This is a genomic window from Pseudomonas sp. MWU13-2100 (genome assembly GCF_023242365.1).
Classification (GTDB): domain Bacteria; phylum Pseudomonadota; class Gammaproteobacteria; order Pseudomonadales; family Pseudomonadaceae; genus Aquipseudomonas.
This window is the reverse complement of the sequence record NZ_JALLIX010000011.1, coordinates 42,289-59,514: the sequence shown is the minus strand read 5'-3', so window position 1 is coordinate 59,514 and position 17,226 is coordinate 42,289. Positions and strand designations below refer to the sequence as shown.

Here is a 17,226-nt window from a genome sequence, read left to right as displayed (position 1 = left end):
TAGTGTGTCCGCTGGACGACAGTCTATGGCTCAGAGTTTCCGACGAATGCGGCTCCCTTGATCCTGAGACCATCTACACCTAAAAAGGAATTTAAAAATCATGAATCACTGCAACATTCTGACTGCCGTGCAGTTCGTTCAAAGACACGGAAATGATTGTGCCGTATTGGCCAAAATGCTGAACGTACCGGTTGAAAATGTACTTGGTTTGGCGGCGCACGAAAGCCAGCATGGCATTGGGCGCATTGCTGTGGAGGACAATAATTATTTTTCGATGCACGCGCCTGCGCCACTTCAGATTGGAGAGGATGTGGCAAAGAAAGATCCCCACATCAAGGTTGCCAAATTCTCATCATTTCTCCAGTCGGGCCAATCTTTTGTTGCGCGGTACGGTCAGGCTGTCAAAGGCAAGACCGACCCGAGGGCGTTCGCTCAAGCCCTTGTCCGAGTGTATTTCAACACGGGTAACCCTAAAACGGGCGGGGCTGCAAACTATGCACAGAAGGTTGTCGACGCGATTGCTATGGTGAAATTGCGGATGGTATGCGAATGAAGCATCTTTTGTTTGGCGTAATTATTGCCCTGGCTTCGGCGGTGGCAGCGGCTGGAACGCTTCCTTTTGGAGCTGATGACGTTGCGCCGAATGGGTTGACAACGGCTCAGGCGAAGAAGGTGCTTATTGTTGTGCTGAAGCACGAGAAGTACCGTTTGTCAGACAAGGGCATGTTTATTGACGATAACCTCCTGCCTCCAAGCGGCAAACCTGATCGTCCAGGGTATATCGATTTTTCTCTTTCCTGGGATAACCCGAAGGCAGGAGCAACAGCCTATCTTGGTTATTACTCGGTGAACATCAAAACTGGGGACGTGTGGGAGGTTGAAAGTTGTATTAATTATCGGTTCGCAGCGTTGCGTGCATTGCAGCGCAAAATCGTTCAACGCACTGGGATACCTTTGACTAACGAGGATGTTGCACGTGGCGAAGTTGGCTGTCCTGAAACAAAGTAAGGATTTCTCGTGGCGCGTCACGGCTCCTTGAATCGCCCCGGATTTTCTAGACACCTTGCAAGCTCATTGCGTAACGCTTTTCAAACTCTACCGGTGATAGCTGGACGATCAGCGATCAGGCTCATCCTCACAGCCTGTTTGTTGGTATCCCATACTTGCCCCTGCACTAGATCTTTATTCCGTTCCGCCGTTGTTCATGAACAAAGAAATTTGCAGTAGAAATGACGTTGTGTGGCACCGCTTCCCGGCGAATGCCTATCCTGCACCTAAGTGCTCGATTAGCTTTTTAGCTTTGGATATTTCGCCACGCTGCGTGGCAAGCTTCTTTGTGGGGGTAATATCGCTGAGATAGCGGGCGAGAGCTACTTCTAGCGTCATCCGCTCGGAGCCGTTGCGCTGGATGTACACACCTCTGACCATTTCGTCTTCTGTACGTCAAGACCAGTCCTCCGCATCACGCTTGGTGCGGAAGGTTTTAGCCACGGTTGGCCAGCCAGTTTTGCGAATCAGAGCCTTCCAGGTGCCGGAAGGGGTTTTGACGAGAGTCGCCATGAGAGGGTGCTCCTAGGCGGCTGGCGAACCAGCACTGTACCTAAATTGTACCCTTGGACCATAGGACTGCATCGGAGATGGTTCCGCCAGAAACGCGAAAGCCGCGCAATGCGCGGCTTTGGAGTTGGTGGGCCCACACGGACTTGAACCGTGGACCAAAGGATTATGAGTCCTCTGCTCTAACCAACTGAGCTATAGGCCCTCAGTAGGCCGCGAATTATAGCGATGGTTTCTCGCGGGGGCTATCCGAAAACTCCGAAAGCCGCATATGAAGAAAGGTCGCGGCAAATTCTTCGGCCACCAGCGGCAGGCTGACGATGTAGCCCTGGATCTGTTCGCAGCCCTCGACGGCCAGAAAAGCCTGCTGGGCCTGGTTCTCCACCCCCTCGGCAATCACCGTGAGCTGCATGCTGCGCCCCAGGGCGATGATGGCGCGGACAATCGCGGCATCGTGGGGGTCATCCGGCAAACCACGAACGAACGATTGGTCGATTTTCAGCACATCCAACGGCAGGCGCTTGAGGTAGCTCAGTGACGAATAGCCGGTACCAAAGTCATCAATGGCCAGTTGCACCCCCAGGCGCTTGAGCTGATGCAGGACCTCCAGAGCTTCCTCGGCCTGGCTCATGATGAAGTTTTCGGTGATCTCCAGCTGCAGGCAACCCGGTTCGAGGTGGTTGTCTCTGAGCAACTGCTCGATCCGCGCGAGCAGGTTCGGTTGGCGCAACTGCGCGCCGGCGAGGTTGACCGAGAGCGGGCCGAAGTCGCCATGGGTCCTGTTCCAGCGTTGCATTTGTTGGCAGGCGCGCTCCAGTACCCAGTCGCCAATCTGCAGGATCATGCCGTTCTCTTCGGCCAGCGGAATGAAATGCTCCGGTGGCACCTCGCCAAGGGTCGGGTGCTGCCAGCGGATCAAGGCTTCGGCCCCCACCATTTGGCCGCTGTCGAGGCTGATCTTGGGCTGATAGAGCAGGTGCAGTTCCTGGCGTTCGAGGGCCCGGCGCAGTTCGTGCTCCAGGGCCACGCGTTCGCTGGCCTGGGCCGTGAGGTCGCGGGTGTAGCTTTCCACCCGGTTGCGGCCCTTGGCCTTGGAGCGGTACATCGCCGCATCGGCGTTCTTGACCAGGGTCGCTACGTCGCTGCCGTCCTTGGGGTAGAGGCTGGTGCCGATGCTGGCACTGATGAAAAACTCATGTTCACCGGCCTGGAACGGCGCGCTGAAGCACTCCAGCAGTTTGTTGGCCAGGTGTGTGGCGTCGCTGGCCTGATGCAGACCCGGCAACAGGATAATGAACTCGTCGCCGCCCAATCGGGCCACGGTGTCGATGTCTCGCAACTGTTCCTTGAGCCGGGCGGCAATGCCCTTGAGCAACAGGTCGCCAACCGGATGGCCGAGGCTGTCGTTGATGTGTTTGAAACGATCAAGGTCGAGAAAAAGCACCGCCCCCTGGCCGCCGTTTTCCGCTTGGTTGTTCAGGGCGGCCAACAGGCGACTTTCGAACAGGGTGCGATTGGGCAGGCCGGTCAGCGGGTCGTGGTGGGCCTGGTAATCCAGGCGTGCCTGGGCGTGCTTGAGGCTGGAGATGTCGGCGAATACGGCGACGAAGTGGGTGATCACGTTATTGCGGTTACGCACGGCACTGATGGTCAGCCAGCTGGGGTAGAGCTCGCCGTTCTTGCGCCGGTTGCAGATCTCGCCTTGCCAATGACCTTCGGCGGTCAGTTGATGCCACATGGCCGCGTAGAAGGCACTGTCATGCTGGCCGGAGGCAAGCAGGCGCGGGGTGTGACCCAGGGCTTCGGTTTCGCTGTAGCCGGTGATTTCGCTGAAGGCCCGATTGACCGCACTGATGTGTTGTTGGGTGTCGGTGATCAGCACGCCCTCGGCAGTGCTTTCGAAAACGGTGGCGGCCTGTTGCAGTTTTTCCTGCATCAAGTGGCGTTCGGTGATGTCTCGGGCGATGGTCAGCATGCAGTCCTCGCCGCCGATCGGCAGCGGACGGCTGGAGACCTCGCACAGGCGGATCAGTCCGTCGTTGCGGCGGATATGGCAGCTGAAATCGCGGACGAAACCATCGCGATGCATCAGTTCGAGCATGTGTTTGCGTTCGTTCAGGTTGACCCAGATGCCCAGTTCCAGGGTCGAACGGTCCAGCGAGGTGGCGGCGTTGTAGCCGGTGAGGCGGCTGAAGCCTTCGTTGACTTCCAGCAGCAGGCCGTCGCTTTGCCGGCTCAACAGCAAACCGTCGGGGGAGGCATGGAAGGCCTTGGCGAACTTTTCTTCGGAGGTTTGCAGTTGTTGTTGGGTCTGCTTGAGCTGGCTGATGTCCCTGACCACCACCACCAGGGCCGGCGTGGTGTCGAGTTCGAAGGGTTCGGCGGAGATCAGCCCGGTAAACAATTGGCCATTGCTGCGCCTGAACGGCATCTCCAGGTTGCGGATACTGCCGCCTTGCAAGCGCTGCAACAGTCCCGAGCCGACACCCTCGATGCCCCAGATATTGAGTTCGGTGGCGGTATGCCCGATCACTTCCCTGGCATTCAAGCCGATCTGCTCTTCGAAAGCGCTGTTGACTTCCAGCAGACAGCCGTCGGACAGGCGGGCGATCACCAGGATGTCCGGGCATTGCCGGAAGACCGAGGCGAATTTCTGTTCGGACAGGCGCAACGCTTCCTCGGTGCGCTTGGTTTCGCTGATGTCGATCATCAGACCGCGGATCAGCGGCTCACTGTCGTGTTCGATCAGGCTGACCAGGTCGCGGACCCAGAGCGTGCGGCCATCGGCGCTGATCACCCGATAGTCGAGCGTGTGGTCGCGGCCTTCGGTGATCTCCTTGTCGCAGAAGGCCTGGGCCCGGATCAGGTCGGCGGGGTGGGTGATGCTGCGCCAGAAGCCGGGAATCAGCCAATGGCCCAGCGGATAACCGAGCAGGGCTTCAGCGTGGGGCGAGACATAGGTGTAGGTGAAATCCATGCGCGCTTCCCAGGCGATGGCCGACAGGCTCTCCACCAGGCCACGGTAATGGTATTCGCTGCTGCGCAGTTCCTGTTCGAGGGCCACACGCTGGGATATTTCCGAACTCAGGCGGCGGTTGATGCGGATAACCACCACCAGTACGCTGGTCAGCAGCAGGATGCCGGGCAGGCCATAGAGCAGCAGGTCGGTCCAGAGCGTGGGATTGATCAGGACATTGCCCACCCAGCGCTTCTGGATTGCCTCGGTCTCGGCGACGGTCATGTCGGCCAAGACCTTGTCGAGAATCCCCACGAAAATTTTCTGGTCCTGCGGCACGGCCATCGCCAACTGGTAGCGATAGGGTGTTTCACCGCTGACGTAGAGCCCTTCGAGCTTGAGCTGGCGCAGGCTCCAGACACTGGAGGCGAGATCGCCGACGACAGCATCGACCTCGTCGGTGGCCAGGGCCTGCAGGGCCGAACTGACGTTGGGCAGTGCCACGAGGTTGAGGTCCGGGTGATGGCTGCGTAACAGCTCATGGGGAGCATAGTTCTCCACCACGGCGATCTTCAGGCCATAGAGCTCTTTCATGTTATGGGGTTTGGCACCGCCTTTGTGGGCCAGGATAACAATCGGAAAGTCCAGGTAAGGACGGGTAAAGGACAGGTAGGTCTGGCGTTCCGGGGTCGACATGATGCCGGGCAGCAAATCGATCTGATTGGTCTTTGCCAGTTGCAGCACTTCGGTCCAGCTCACCGGGTCGATGGGGGTGAGCTTGATGTCCAGGCGGTCTTCGATCAGCTGGATGTAATCGGCTGTCAGCCCCTGATAGGCGCCGCCTTCGCTCCTGAACTCGAAGGGTGGCCACGAGGCATCGACACCCAGGCGCAGTTGCGGGTGGGCTTTCAGCCAGTCACGTTCATCATCGGTGAGATTCAACGCGCCAGCCGTTGCGGTCCAGGTAAGCAGCGAAAACAGAAGCAGGGCCGACAGTCTGGGCATAACGGTCTCGTTATGGCTCGGAGGGATGATTCGAGTGTAGACGGGCAGCGCGCGGGCGGCGGACAGAGAGAGGGGAATCTGCAGAAAGCAAAACCCCCGGCGAGCCGGGGGTTTTGGTGTTACTCGTCGAGGAAGGAGCGTAGATGCTCGCTTCGCGTCGGATGGCGCAGCTTGCGTAGCGCCTTGGCTTCGATCTGACGAATCCGCTCACGGGTAACGTCGAACTGCTTACCGACTTCCTCAAGGGTGTGGTCGGTATTCATGTCGATGCCGAAGCGCATGCGCAGAACCTTGGCTTCACGGGCAGTGAGGCCGGAGAGTACTTCGCGTGTCGCTTCCTTAAGGCTCTCAACGGTGGCGACATCGATTGGCGACTGCATGGTCGAGTCTTCGATGAAGTCACCCAGATGGGAGTCTTCGTCATCACCGATCGGGGTTTCCATGGAGATCGGCTCTTTAGCGATCTTCAATACCTTGCGGATCTTGTCCTCAGGCATTTCCATGCGTTCGCCCAGCTCTTCCGGGGTCGGTTCGCGACCCATTTCCTGCAACATCTGCCGGGAAATACGGTTGAGCTTGTTGATCGTCTCGATCATGTGCACCGGAATACGGATGGTGCGGGCCTGGTCGGCGATCGAGCGAGTGATCGCCTGACGGATCCACCAGGTGGCATAGGTCGAGAACTTGTAGCCGCGACGGTATTCGAACTTGTCCACCGCCTTCATCAGGCCGATGTTGCCTTCCTGGATCAGGTCGAGGAACTGCAGGCCGCGGTTGGTGTACTTCTTGGCGATGGAGATCACCAGACGCAAGTTCGCTTCAACCATCTCTTTCTTCGCGCGGCGGGCCTTGGCCTCACCGATCGACATGCGACGGTTGATGTCCTTGATCTCGGCGATGGTCAGGCCGGTTTCGGTCTCGAGCGCGGTCAGCTTCTGCTGGCAACGAACGATGTCGGCCTGTACGCGACCAATGGCTTCTGCGTATTTGCTCTTGCCTTTGGCCAGTGCATCGGTCCAGCTTTCGTCGACTTCATTGCCCGGGAACTGGCGCAGGAAGTCAGCACGCGGCATGCGAGCATCACGCACGCACAGCTGCATGATGGCGCGTTCCTGCTGACGCAGGCGATCCAGGGCACCCCGAACACGCTCGACCAGGCCTTCGAATTGCTTCGGTACCAGTTTGATCGGCATGAACAGCTCGGCCAGGGCCAACAGTTCGGCAATCGCCGCCTTGTTGCTGCGACCGTGCTTTTTCAGGGCCTTGCGGGTGATCTCCATCTGCTCGGCCACGGCGCCGAAGCGCTGTGCGGCAATGACTGGATCCGGACCGCTTTCGGCTTCTTCTTCGTCGTCGCTGGCTTCGGCTTCTTCGTCGTCAGTGTCGTCGTCGGCCTTCACCGCCTTGGCGTCGACAGGCGGCGGTACTTCGGCGGCCGGCGGCGCAATGCCGTCGTCCGGGTCGATGTAGCCGCTCAGGACGTCGGACAGCCGACCGCCTTCGCTGGTAACACGATCATATTCGCTGAGGATGTGATCAACCGTGCCAGGGAAGTGCGCGATTGCGCCCATCACTTCACGGATGCCTTCCTCGATACGCTTGGCGATTTCGATTTCGCCTTCACGTGTGAGCAGCTCTACCGTACCCATTTCGCGCATGTACATGCGCACCGGGTCAGTAGTGCGACCGATGTCGGTTTCCACGGCCGCCAACGCAGCCGCTGCTTCTTCGGCAGCGGCTTCGTCGGTATCGGCTTCGGCCAACAAAAGGGCATCCGCATCCGGAGCACTCTCGAATACGTTGATCCCCATGTCGTTGATCATGCGGATGATGTCTTCCACCTGTTCCGGATCTGAAATATCCTCCGGCAGGTGGTCGTTGACCTCCGCGTAAGTCAGGTAACCCTGCTCACGACCACGGCTGATCAACTCTTTGAGGCGAGACTGCTGTTGCGCTTTTCCGGACATAACACCCTATCCACTGAAGGTCTTGGCGGGCAAAAAACAAGCCGAGGATTATACCCGAGCTATGACCTCACGCGCCAGTTGAGGTCGGGTTTGATGCAGGAAGATTGCGTTTTAGTAGATCAAGCAGCTGAATTTTGTCTTCAGCGCTCAAATCGCCCTGTCGCGACTTCCTGATGAGTTGTTCCAGCTTTCGCTCGGTTTGACGGGCTGACAAGCTGGTTATGGTGTCGAAAAACTGTTGTTCAAGGTTCTCTCCTTCAATCAGCCACTCCTTTTCCGCCAAACGGGTGAGTAATCGACCCTGTTCGGTGCCGTGCCAACGCGATATCAGTTGAAATGAGCTTAGTCCAGGATTCTTTTGCACGGCTTCGAGCAGGGCCACGAGCAGCTGTGCATGGGTATTTTCTTCGTCTGCGAGGTGACCAGCGGTCTCGACCTTGCCGGCCAGTTGCGGGTGATGGACCAGGGTGCGCAGGGCGGTGAGCGTCGGCGGCTCGACAGCGGCCGGGATGCGCGGGCCGCGTGGCTCGTCGCGGTCGCCGCCGCGCTTGCCGTTCTTGTCCCAGGGCTTCTTGTCCCACTTCTTGCCGCCCGCACCGGGTTTTTTCGGTGTCCACTCCTGCTGGGGCGCGTAAGCCTCCTGCAGGGGAGCATGATAGTCCGAATAGTCGGGCATGGCGTCATAGTCGATGCCAGGGTCATAGGCCGGCGGCGCCTCGGCCGGTGCGCTGTGCACCAGCTGACTGACGGTTTCGTGGGTCAGGCCGGTGATCTGGGTCAGGCGCTGGCGCATCAGGGTGCGCAGGTTGGCCCCCGGTACCTTGTCGATCAGCGGTGCGGCGAGGGTGGCCATGTGTGCCTTGCCCTCCAGCGAGCGCGGGTCGGCCTCTTCGGTCAACTGCTGGAAGAAGTAATCCGCGAGCGGCTGCGCATGCTGGTTGATCCGGGCGCGGAAGGCGTCAGTGCCTTCGGCGCGAATCAGGGTGTCCGGGTCTTCACCTTCGGGCAGGAACAGGAAACGCGCGCGGCGACCGTCCTGCAGGCTGCCCAGGGTCGCTTCCAGTGCGCGCCAGGCGGCGTTGCGACCGGCCTGGTCGCCGTCGAAGCAGAACAATACGTTGGGCACTACGCGAAACAGACGCTTGAGGTGTTCTTCGCTGGTGGCGGTGCCCAGGGTCGCGACGGCGTTGCGCAGGCCTTGCTGGGCCAGGGCGATGACGTCCATGTAGCCTTCGACGACGATGATTTCGTCGAGGTTGCGGTTGTTCTTGCGCGCCTCGAACAGGCCGTAGAGCTCCTGGCCCTTGTGAAACACCGGGGTTTCCGGGGAGTTCAGGTATTTCGGCTTGTCGTCGCCCAGCACCCGGCCGCCGAAGGCGATGATCCGGCCGCGGCTGTCGCGGATGGGGAACATCACGCGGTCGCGGAAACGGTCATAGCGCTTGCCGGTTTCGGCGTTCTCGATCAGCAGGCCGGCGTCGATCATGGCCTTTTGCTGCAGTGTGTCGCTGGCGAGGTGCTTGTACAGGTTGTCCCAGCCCGGCGGGGCGAAACCCAGGCCGAAATCCCGGGCGATCTCGCCGGTCAGGCCGCGGCCCTTGAGGTAGTCCACCGCCGCCTTGCGCGCCGGATGGCTTTTCAGGGCCTGGCGATAGAAGTCGGCGGCCGCGCTAAGGAGCGGGTAGAGCGGCGAGTCGGTCGGCTGGCGCGGTTTGCGCGCGTGGCCGCTTTCCTCGCGGGGGACTTCCATGCCGGCGGCTTTGGCCAGGTCCTCGATCGCCTGGGGGAAATCCAGGTTGTCGTGGTCCATGAGGAAGCCGAGGGCGTTGCCGCCAGCGCCGCAGCCAAAGCAGTAGTAGAACTGCTTGTCCGGGCTGACGCTGAAGGACGGGGTCTTTTCCTTGTGGAACGGGCAGCAGGCGGTGTAGTTCTTGCCGGCCTTTTTCAGTTGCACGCGCGAACTCACCACGTCGACGATGTCGGTGCGGTTGAGAAGGTCGTCGATAAAACTTTGGGGAATTAGCCCGGCCATGGCGTTCTCATCATCGCAGAGTGCTCGATAGCTGGAACGGAAAGGGTGTGCTCGTCGTTAGCCTTGGAAGGCTCGTCAGTAAAGACGCGCACCACTGGCAAGTGCCAGGTCTGACGGGGTCAAGCAGGTTCGTCTGGGTCGCATCGGCGGCTTCGACGGTGAAGCATCAAGCGATATCCGCAAATGCCATTAGCCCGGCTGAGGGCCGGGCTTGGCAGAAGCTTGCAACGAACGTCTGTGTATTAGTACAGGCGAACGGCGCGGCGCTGTTCGCGCTGAACTTTCTTGGCGTGACGTTTGACAGCAGCAGCTGCCTTGCGCTTACGCTCCGAAGTCGGCTTCTCGTAAAATTCGCGGCTACGAACTTCAGCCAGAACACCGGCTTTTTCGCAGGAGCGCTTGAAACGACGCAGAGCTACGTCGAAGGGTTCGTTCTCTTTAACTTTGACGGCTGGCATCCAGAGCTACCTTCATTCATTACCGGGGTCGACGTCCTCAGGCAAAAGCGCACTGGAGATCGTCGGTTTTTAAGGGTTGCGGATGTTAACCCCTCATGACGCGGAATGCAAAGCCTCTGATCGAAAACCGCTGGTAGGGGCCTGGAGTGACGACTATTATGCGCGCCTTCGAATCTAGCCTCTACAAGGCGCAAACCCATGCTAGTACTGGGATTAGAAACCTCCTGCGACGAAACCGGCGTCGCGCTGTACGACAGTGAACGCGGGCTTCTCGCCGATGCGTTGTTCAGTCAGATCGACTTGCACCGCGCTTATGGTGGCGTAGTGCCGGAGCTGGCCTCCCGCGATCACGTCAAGCGTATGCTGCCGCTGATCCGCCAGGTTCTGGCCGAGGCCGACTGCGCGCCGACCGAGATCGACGCAATTGCCTACACGGCCGGCCCGGGTCTGGTCGGGGCCTTGCTGGTCGGGGCTTCGTGCGCCCAGGCCCTGGCTTTTGCCTGGGATATACCAGCCCTGGGCGTGCATCACATGGAAGGCCATTTGCTGGCGCCGATGCTGGAAGAGCGGCCGCCAGAGTTTCCGTTCGTCGCTTTGTTGGTCTCCGGCGGGCACACGCAGCTGGTTCGGGTCGATGGCATCGGCCAATACGCGTTGTTGGGGGAAAGCCTGGATGACGCAGCCGGCGAAGCTTTCGACAAGACGGCGAAGATGATGGGGCTCAATTATCCGGGCGGCCCGGAAATCGCCCGCCTGGCCGAGCAGGGTGTGGCGGGGCGCTTCGTCTTCCCGCGGCCGATGTGCGATCGCCCGGGGCTGGATTTCAGTTTCAGTGGCTTGAAGACCTTCGCCCTGAATACCTGGCAGCAGTGCGCGAGCACTGGAGACGACGGCGAGCAAACCCGTTGCGACATCTCGCTGGCCTTCCAGCAGGCGGTGGTGGAGACTTTGACCATCAAGTGCAAGCGCGCGTTGAAGCAGGCGGGCATGAAGCGCCTGGTGATCGCCGGTGGCGTCAGTGCCAACAAGGCCCTGCGGGTTTCGCTTGAAAAAATGCTGGGTGAGATGAAGGGCGACGTGTTCTATGCCCGCCCCGAGTTCTGCACCGACAATGGCGCGATGATCGCGTTTGCCGGGTGTCAGCGCTTGCAGGCCGGACAGAAGGAAAGCCTGGCGATCAGCGTGCAGGCACGCTGGCCGATGGAGCAGTTGTCGGCGATTTGAGTGGGATTGTTGCCAGGTGGACAGTGAGCCACCTTCGCGGTCAGGATCAGAAATGTCGTTCGCGCCCTGCGAAAAGGTCGCGTAGATTGCCGCGATGGCGCCAGACGATGAGTCCGGTCACCACGCTCATCGGCAGCAAGGCGGCCGGTTCCTGCCAGGCCAGCAGCGGCAGGGTCAGCGGCGTGGCGATCAAGGCGGCCAGCGAGCTGGTGCGGGTGAGGTAGAAGGTCAGCAGCCAGGTCAGCAGGGCCAGCAGGGCGGCGGGGGGATACAGCCCCAGCAGCATGCCGGCGGCCGTGGCGACACCTTTGCCGCCGCGAAAGCGGAAGTACAATGGAAACAGGTGGCCGAGGACGGCGCAGAGCCCGATCCAGGCTTGCTGCTGGAGCGACAGCCCGGCGACACCGGCGATCAGCACTGGCAGCAGGCCTTTGCACAGGTCGCCGAGCAAGGTCAGGATGGCCAGTTTCTTGCCGGCCAGGCGCAGCATGTTGGTCGCGCCGGCATTGCCCGAGCCACTCATTCGCGGATCGGGATTTCCCGTGAGGCGGCTGAGCAAAATGGCGAAGGACAGAGAGCCGAGCAGGTAGGCGAGGATCGCCAGTAACCAAAACATGCTAACTATTCCGGGCGGGGATGCCCTGATTCTAACGGCGCATTGCGCCCTTGTCGTGCTGCGGAGAGAAGTGCTTGGACAGAGTGTTTATCGAGGGCCTGGAAGTCGACACCGTGATCGGTGCCTATGACTGGGAGCGCGGCATCCGTCAGTGCCTGCGTCTTGATCTCAGTTTTGCCTGGGACAACCGCCCGGCGGCGGCCGGTGACGATCTGAGCCTGGCCCTCGATTATGCGAGCGTTTCCTCGCGTATCCAGCTGTTTGCCGAGCAGTCGCAGTTCCAACTGGTGGAAACCTTTGCCGAGCGCCTGGCCCAGGTGCTGATGAGCGAGTTTCAGATTCCCTGGTTGCACCTCAAGCTGACCAAGCCGGGAGCCGTTGCGGCGGCCAAGGGCGTGGGCGTGGAGATCGAGCGCGGATGTCGCTAACTCAGGTTTATCTCGGGCTCGGCAGCAATATCGAGCGTGAAACCCACTTGCGTGCCGGGTTGGAGGCGTTGGCCGCTTTCCTGGTGGATATCCGCTGTTCGGCGGTGTTCGAAAGCCAGCCGGTGGGCATCAAGAGCGGGCCGTTCTTCAATCTGGTGGTGTCGGCGTTTACCGACCTGCCATTGCTGGAGCTGGATCGCCGCTTGAAGTTCATCGAGGCCGACAATGGCCGCTATGCGCCGGACCGCAAGGGGCTGCCGCTGGATATCGACGTGCTGTTGTACGGTGACTTGGCAGGGAATTTCGACGGGCTGATCCTGCCGCGGGCGGAAATTCTCAAGAATGCCTTTGTGTTGTGGCCGCTGGCGCTGATTGCCCCGGACCGGTTGCATCCCGAGGCGGGGAAATCTTTCGCGACCCTGTGGGAAGAGGCGCGGATTGATCAGGTGCTGGCCCCTGTGGCGTTTGAGTGGCGTGGCGCGCAACTGACTCCAGCGGATTTGTTGTAGGGGGGCGTCTTGCCTCGTAACCACGACCAGCGCGGTCATTGTGGAAGCCGGCAAGCCGGCTTCCACGATGTTTAGTGTCGAATCAGGAACTTGCCGCGACCTGAAGCCAATGTGGGAGCGGTGCTTGCCCGCGAAGCTTTTGGCCCCCCTCAAGGGCCTCTTCGCGGATAAATCCGGCTCCCACAGGGGTGGGGGGCGTTTCAGCCAGTACTTTTTTCCTTGTAGGCCTTGAGGGCTTTCAGGCGTTCACGCTTGAGCGCTTCACCCAGTTCCGGTCCTTTGAAGCCTTGTTCCAGCAGCGGCTGAACCGCGACCGCCTTGGCGACTGCCGCCGCCCCGCGTAAATAATCCGCCTGTGGATAAGTCCGCTCCTCCAGCCCCAGGCGCCCACGTGCATCCATCTCGCAGGCGGCAATGAACTCTTCGAAACGCTGCGGTCGTCGATAGACATCGAAACTCTGCAGCAACTCCAGCAAGGTCGAGGCCTTGAGCTCCAGGGCGCGATGACCGTGGGTGTGGTATTCGCCCACCAGCAAGGCCAGTTCCTGGCAGTCGCGTGGTGCCTTGTAGCGCTCGTTGACCGCCTTGATCAGCTTCAGTCCCTTGAACTCGTGGGCAATATGCTTCGGCCAGTGGCTTTCGGGTGTCAGCCCTTTGCCGAGGTCGTGCAGCAGGCAGGCCCAGCGCACGGTCAAAGGTTGCTGGTGGTGTGCCGCTTGCTCCAGCACGCTCAGGGTATGCACGCCGCTGTCGATTTCCGGGTGGTGGGCCTCGGGCTGCGGCACCCCGAACAGTGCGTCGACTTCCGGAAACAGCACGGCGAGTGCGCCGCAGTCGCGCAGTACCTGGATAAACACCTGGGGTTGGTCTTCCATCAACGCCCGGGAGATTTCCTTCCAGCTGCGCTCCGGTGTCAGGGCCTGCAGTTCGCCCGACTCGGCCAGTTGGCGCATCAACGCCAGGGTCTCGGGGACCACCTTGAAACCCATGGCGGCATAGCGTGCGGCAAAGCGGGCAACGCGCAGAACCCGGAGGGGATCTTCGGCAAATGCCGGGGAAACATGGCGCAACAGGCGGGCGTCAAGATCCGCTTGGCCGTGATAGGGGTCGGTCAGGTTGCCGTGCTCGTCTTCAGCCATGGCATTGATGGTCAGGTCCCGGCGGATCAGGTCCTCTTCCAGGGTGACATCGGGGCTGGCGTGGAATGTGAACCCACCATAGCCGCGTCCGCTCTTGCGTTCGGTCCGGGCCAGGGCGTATTCCTCGCCGCTGGACGGGTGAAGAAAAACCGGAAAGTCCGCGCCGACCGGGCGAAAACCCTTGGCGAGCATGTCCTCGGCGCTGGCACCTACCACCACCCAGTCGATATCGGTAACCGGCTGACCCAGCAGGCGATCGCGCACTGCGCCGCCGACTTTATAAATCTGCATGAAAAACCTCCGTTGGCACGACAGGATAACCCGTGGATCGCGCCAGCGGAGGTGAGGGTGCTGTTCAGAGATGAATCACGGCCAGGTCCAGTCGACCGTATTCCCCTTCGCTGTGCTCGCCCTTGGGTGGGACGTGGTGGGTTTTCATGACCTGGTCGCCTTGCAGGGTCTCCAGGTGGATATCGAAGCCCCAGAGACGGTGCAGGTGCTTGAGCACTTCCTCGGTGGAGTCGCCCAGGGGTTTGCGGTCGTGTTGCTGGTGACGCAGGGTCAGTGAGCGATCGCCGCGGCGGTCGATGCTCCAGATCTGTACGTTGGGTTCGCGATTGCCCAGGTTGTACTGGGCGGCCAGGGTTTCACGGATGGTCTGGTAGCCGCCTTCGTCATGAATGGCCGGCACCAGCAGGTCGTCGCGCTGGTCATCATCGAGGATGCTGAACAGCTTGAGGTCGCGAATCACTTTGGGTGACAGGTACTGCAGGATGAAACTCTCGTCCTTGAAACTGCTCATGGCGAACTTGATGCTCGAGAGCCAGTCGCTGCCGGCCAGTTCCGGGAACCAGTGACGGTCTTCTTCCGTGGGGGACTCGCAGATCCGGCGGATGTCGCGGTACATGGCAAACCCCAGGGCATAGGGGTTGATGCCGTTGTAGTAGGGGCTGTCGAAACCGGGTTGGAACACCACGCTGGTGTGGGAGGTGAGGAACTCCATCATGAAGCCGTCGGTGACCAGCCCTTCGTCGTAGAGGTCGTTCATCAGGGTGTAGTGCCAGAACGTTGCCCAGCCTTCGTTCATCACCTGGGTCTGGCGTTGCGGGTAGAAGTACTGGGCGATCTTGCGCACGATCCGGACGATTTCCCGCTGCCAGGGCTCCAGCAGCGGTGCGTGTTTTTCGATGAAATAGAGGATGTTTTCCTGGGGTTCGGAGGGGAAGCGCGCGTTGTCCTTGTCGCTGAATTTGTCCGCGCCCTTGGGAATGGTGCGCCACAGGTCGTTGATCTGCTTTTGCAGGTGTTCTTCGCGGTCCTTCTGCCGCCGGCGCTCTTCTTCGGCGGAAATCGGGTAGGGCCGTTTGTAGCGGTCGACGCCGTAGTTCATCAGGGCGTGGCAGGAGTCGAGCAGGTCTTCGACCGCATCGATGCCATGGCGCTCCTCGCACTGCATGATGTACTGCTTGGCGAAGACCAGGTAGTCGATGATCGAGCTGGCATCGGTCCAGGTGCGGAACAGGTAATTACCCTTGAAGAAGCTGTTATGGCCATAGCAGGCATGAGCCACCACCAGCGCCTGCATGCAGATGGTGTTTTCTTCCATCAGGTAGGCGATGCACGGGTCGGAGTTGATCACGATCTCGTAGGCCAGGCCCATCTGACCGCGGCTATAGGATTTTTCCGTGCTAAGGAAGTGCTTGCCATAGGACCAGTGGTGATAACCCAGGGGCATGCCGACGGAGGCATAGGCATCCATCATCTGCTCGGCGGTGATGACCTCGATCTGGTTGGGGTAGGTATCCAGGGCATAACGATTGGCAATACGGCTGATTTCGCGGTCGTAGGCCTGGATCAGTTCAAAGGTCCACTCCGATCCGGTGGAGATGGGCTGGCGCTTCTGTTGTTTCTGCTCTCTGGCGGTCATGTCACTAACCTGCGCTGGAAGAGTTCACGGAAGACCGGGTAGATATCACCGGCCGACACCAGCTGCTGCTGGGCAAACGTATCGCTGAACGCTTCGCTGATGCGCTCATATTCGTACCACAGGGCCTGGTGTTCGCGGGGGGTAATCTCTACATAAGTGTAGTACTGCACAAACGGCATGATCTGGTTGATCAGGATGTCGCGGCAGATCGGCGAGTCATCGTTCCAGTTGTCGCCGTCGGAGGCCTGGGCGGCGTAGATGTTCCACTCGTTGGTCGGATAGCGTTCGGCCATGATTTCCTGCATCAACTTCAATGCGCTGGAAACAATGGTGCCGCCGGTTTCCCTCGAGTAGAAGAACTCCTCTTCGTCGACTTCCCGGGCGCTGGTGTGATGGCGGATAAACACTACCTCGATCTTGTCGTAGTTCCGTTTGAGGAACAGGTACAGCAGGATGAAGAAGCGCTTGGCGATGTCCTTGGTCGCCTGGGTCATGGAGCCGGACACGTCCATCAGGCAGAACATCACCGCCTTGGAGCTGGGATTGGGTTGCTTGATCAGCAGGTTGTACTTGAGGTCGAAGGTGTCGAGGAACGGAATGCGATGGATGCGCGCACTGAGTTTCTCGATTTCCGCCTCTATTTCCTGGATGTCGCCGAAATTGTCTGGTTCTTCGCGTCTCAGGCGCTCCAGCTCGGCCTTGGCTTCCTTGAGTTTGGCGCGGCTGCTGCCGGACAGGGCGATCCGCCGTGCGTGGGCTGAGCGCAAGGTGCGGATGATGTTGATGCGCGAGGGGTTGCCCTCGTTGCTGATCCCGGCGCGGACGGTCTTGAAGGTATCGGTGCCGGTAAGGTTGCGTTTGACCAGGTTCGGCAGTTCCAGATCCTCGAACATGAACTCGAGAAACTCTTCCTGGGTGATCTGGAAGGAGAACTCATCCATCCCTTCGCCCGAGTTGCCGGCCTTGCCTGGGCCGCGGCCGCCACCGCCGCCCGGAGGCCGGGGGATATGCTCGCCGCTGGTGAATTCCTTGTTGCCGGGATGCACCACGGTCTGCTTGCCGCCACGACCGTGGTGCAGCACGGGTTCATCGATATCGCGGCCAGGGATGCTGATTTGCTCGCCATGCTCCATATCGGTAATGGAGCGCCGGCTCACGGCTTCCTCGACAGCCTTTTTGATATGGTCACGGTAACGCCGCAGGAAGCGCTGACGGTTCACCGTGCTCTTGTTCTTGCCATTGAGACGTCGGTCGATCACATAGCTCATGAGGAGCCCTCCGGACAGCTTCAAGTTACAAGCTTCAAGCGCCAAGCTGGAAGCTTAAAGACAAGCGGTCAGCTCCTGCACCGCAGGCACGTCGATAAACGTGCCCGCGGCTTGTCGCGTGCCGCTTGCAGCTGCCGTTA

13 protein-coding genes, 1 tRNA gene and 1 pseudogene are annotated in these 17,226 nt (G+C 60.1%); 5 read left to right on the top strand and 10 right to left on the bottom strand.

Annotated features, from left to right (window positions below):
* Window positions 1–100: 100 nt before the first annotated feature.
* Window positions 101–553 carry a glucosaminidase domain-containing protein gene (locus M5B99_RS10145; RefSeq protein ID WP_248803904.1) on the top strand — a complete coding sequence of 151 codons (453 nt, stop codon included), beginning with the start codon at window positions 101–103 and terminating at the stop codon, window positions 551–553.
* A complete protein-coding gene (locus M5B99_RS10140; protein WP_248803903.1) occupies window positions 550–1,008 on the top strand; it encodes a hypothetical protein in 459 nt (152 codons plus the stop codon). Before M5B99_RS10145 ends, M5B99_RS10140 begins: the two co-directional genes overlap by 4 nt.
* A gap of 264 nt (window positions 1,009–1,272) precedes the next feature.
* Here the strand turns inward: M5B99_RS10140 and M5B99_RS10135 are convergent.
* From M5B99_RS10135 to rpsU, 6 genes and pseudogenes are all read right to left on the bottom strand, one after another.
* Window positions 1,273–1,560, bottom strand: a pseudogene (locus M5B99_RS10135) (site-specific integrase); the annotation flags it as partial.
* A 125-nt stretch (window positions 1,561–1,685) separates the two neighbouring features.
* Window positions 1,686–1,762: transfer RNA gene (locus M5B99_RS10130), tRNA-Ile, on the bottom strand.
* 15 nt (window positions 1,763–1,777) lie between these two features.
* The gene (locus M5B99_RS10125) at window positions 1,778–5,518 is read right to left on the bottom strand and encodes a bifunctional diguanylate cyclase/phosphodiesterase (RefSeq protein ID WP_248803902.1); all 3,741 of its coding nucleotides are present in this window, start codon (window positions 5,516–5,518) and stop codon (window positions 1,778–1,780) included.
* A 119-nt stretch (window positions 5,519–5,637) separates the two neighbouring features.
* Window positions 5,638–7,485, bottom strand: coding sequence for an RNA polymerase sigma factor RpoD (gene rpoD, locus M5B99_RS10120; RefSeq protein ID WP_248803901.1), 1,848 nt, complete (start codon window positions 7,483–7,485; stop codon window positions 5,638–5,640).
* Window positions 7,486–7,552: 67 nt separating this feature from the next.
* Window positions 7,553–9,517 carry a DNA primase gene (gene dnaG / locus M5B99_RS10115; RefSeq protein ID WP_248803900.1) on the bottom strand — a complete coding sequence of 655 codons (1,965 nt, stop codon included), beginning with the start codon at window positions 9,515–9,517 and terminating at the stop codon, window positions 7,553–7,555.
* Window positions 9,518–9,759: 242 nt separating this feature from the next.
* Entirely contained in the window at window positions 9,760–9,975 is a 216-nt protein-coding gene (gene rpsU / locus M5B99_RS10110; protein WP_002551877.1) for a 30S ribosomal protein S21, read from the bottom strand.
* A 198-nt stretch (window positions 9,976–10,173) separates the two neighbouring features.
* Between rpsU and tsaD the strand changes: the two genes are divergently transcribed.
* Entirely contained in the window at window positions 10,174–11,199 is a 1,026-nt protein-coding gene (tsaD, locus tag M5B99_RS10105; RefSeq protein WP_103495704.1) for a tRNA (adenosine(37)-N6)-threonylcarbamoyltransferase complex transferase subunit TsaD, read from the top strand.
* Window positions 11,200–11,245: 46 nt separating this feature from the next.
* Here the strand turns inward: tsaD and plsY are convergent, their stop codons facing one another.
* Entirely contained in the window at window positions 11,246–11,815 is a 570-nt protein-coding gene (gene plsY, locus M5B99_RS10100; RefSeq protein WP_248803899.1) for a glycerol-3-phosphate 1-O-acyltransferase PlsY, read from the bottom strand.
* Between the two features lie 74 nt (window positions 11,816–11,889).
* On the opposite strand from plsY, the gene folB reads away from it, so the two are divergent.
* On the top strand, window positions 11,890–12,243 hold the full coding sequence (gene folB / locus M5B99_RS10095; RefSeq protein WP_121135137.1) for a dihydroneopterin aldolase: 354 nt from the start codon (window positions 11,890–11,892) through the stop codon (window positions 12,241–12,243).
* Complete coding sequence (folK, locus tag M5B99_RS10090; RefSeq protein ID WP_248803898.1) at window positions 12,234–12,752, top strand: 2-amino-4-hydroxy-6-hydroxymethyldihydropteridine diphosphokinase; 519 nt, start codon at window positions 12,234–12,236, stop codon at window positions 12,750–12,752. The genes folB and folK overlap by 10 nt, the downstream gene beginning before the upstream one ends.
* Window positions 12,753–12,952: 200 nt before the next feature.
* Here folK and M5B99_RS10085 read toward each other — a convergent pair whose 3' ends face one another.
* The 3 genes from M5B99_RS10085 to M5B99_RS10075 form a co-directional block, all read right to left on the bottom strand.
* Window positions 12,953–14,182: a multifunctional CCA addition/repair protein gene (locus tag M5B99_RS10085; RefSeq protein WP_248803897.1), complete on the bottom strand. Its 1,230-nt coding sequence runs from the start codon at window positions 14,180–14,182 to the stop codon at window positions 12,953–12,955.
* A gap of 64 nt (window positions 14,183–14,246) precedes the next feature.
* Complete coding sequence (locus M5B99_RS10080; protein WP_248803896.1) at window positions 14,247–15,818, bottom strand: SpoVR family protein; 1,572 nt, start codon at window positions 15,816–15,818, stop codon at window positions 14,247–14,249.
* Window positions 15,815–17,086, bottom strand: coding sequence for a YeaH/YhbH family protein (locus tag M5B99_RS10075; protein ID WP_248803895.1), 1,272 nt, complete (start codon window positions 17,084–17,086; stop codon window positions 15,815–15,817). Before M5B99_RS10075 ends, M5B99_RS10080 begins: the two co-directional genes overlap by 4 nt.
* Window positions 17,087–17,226: the final 140 nt, after the last annotated feature.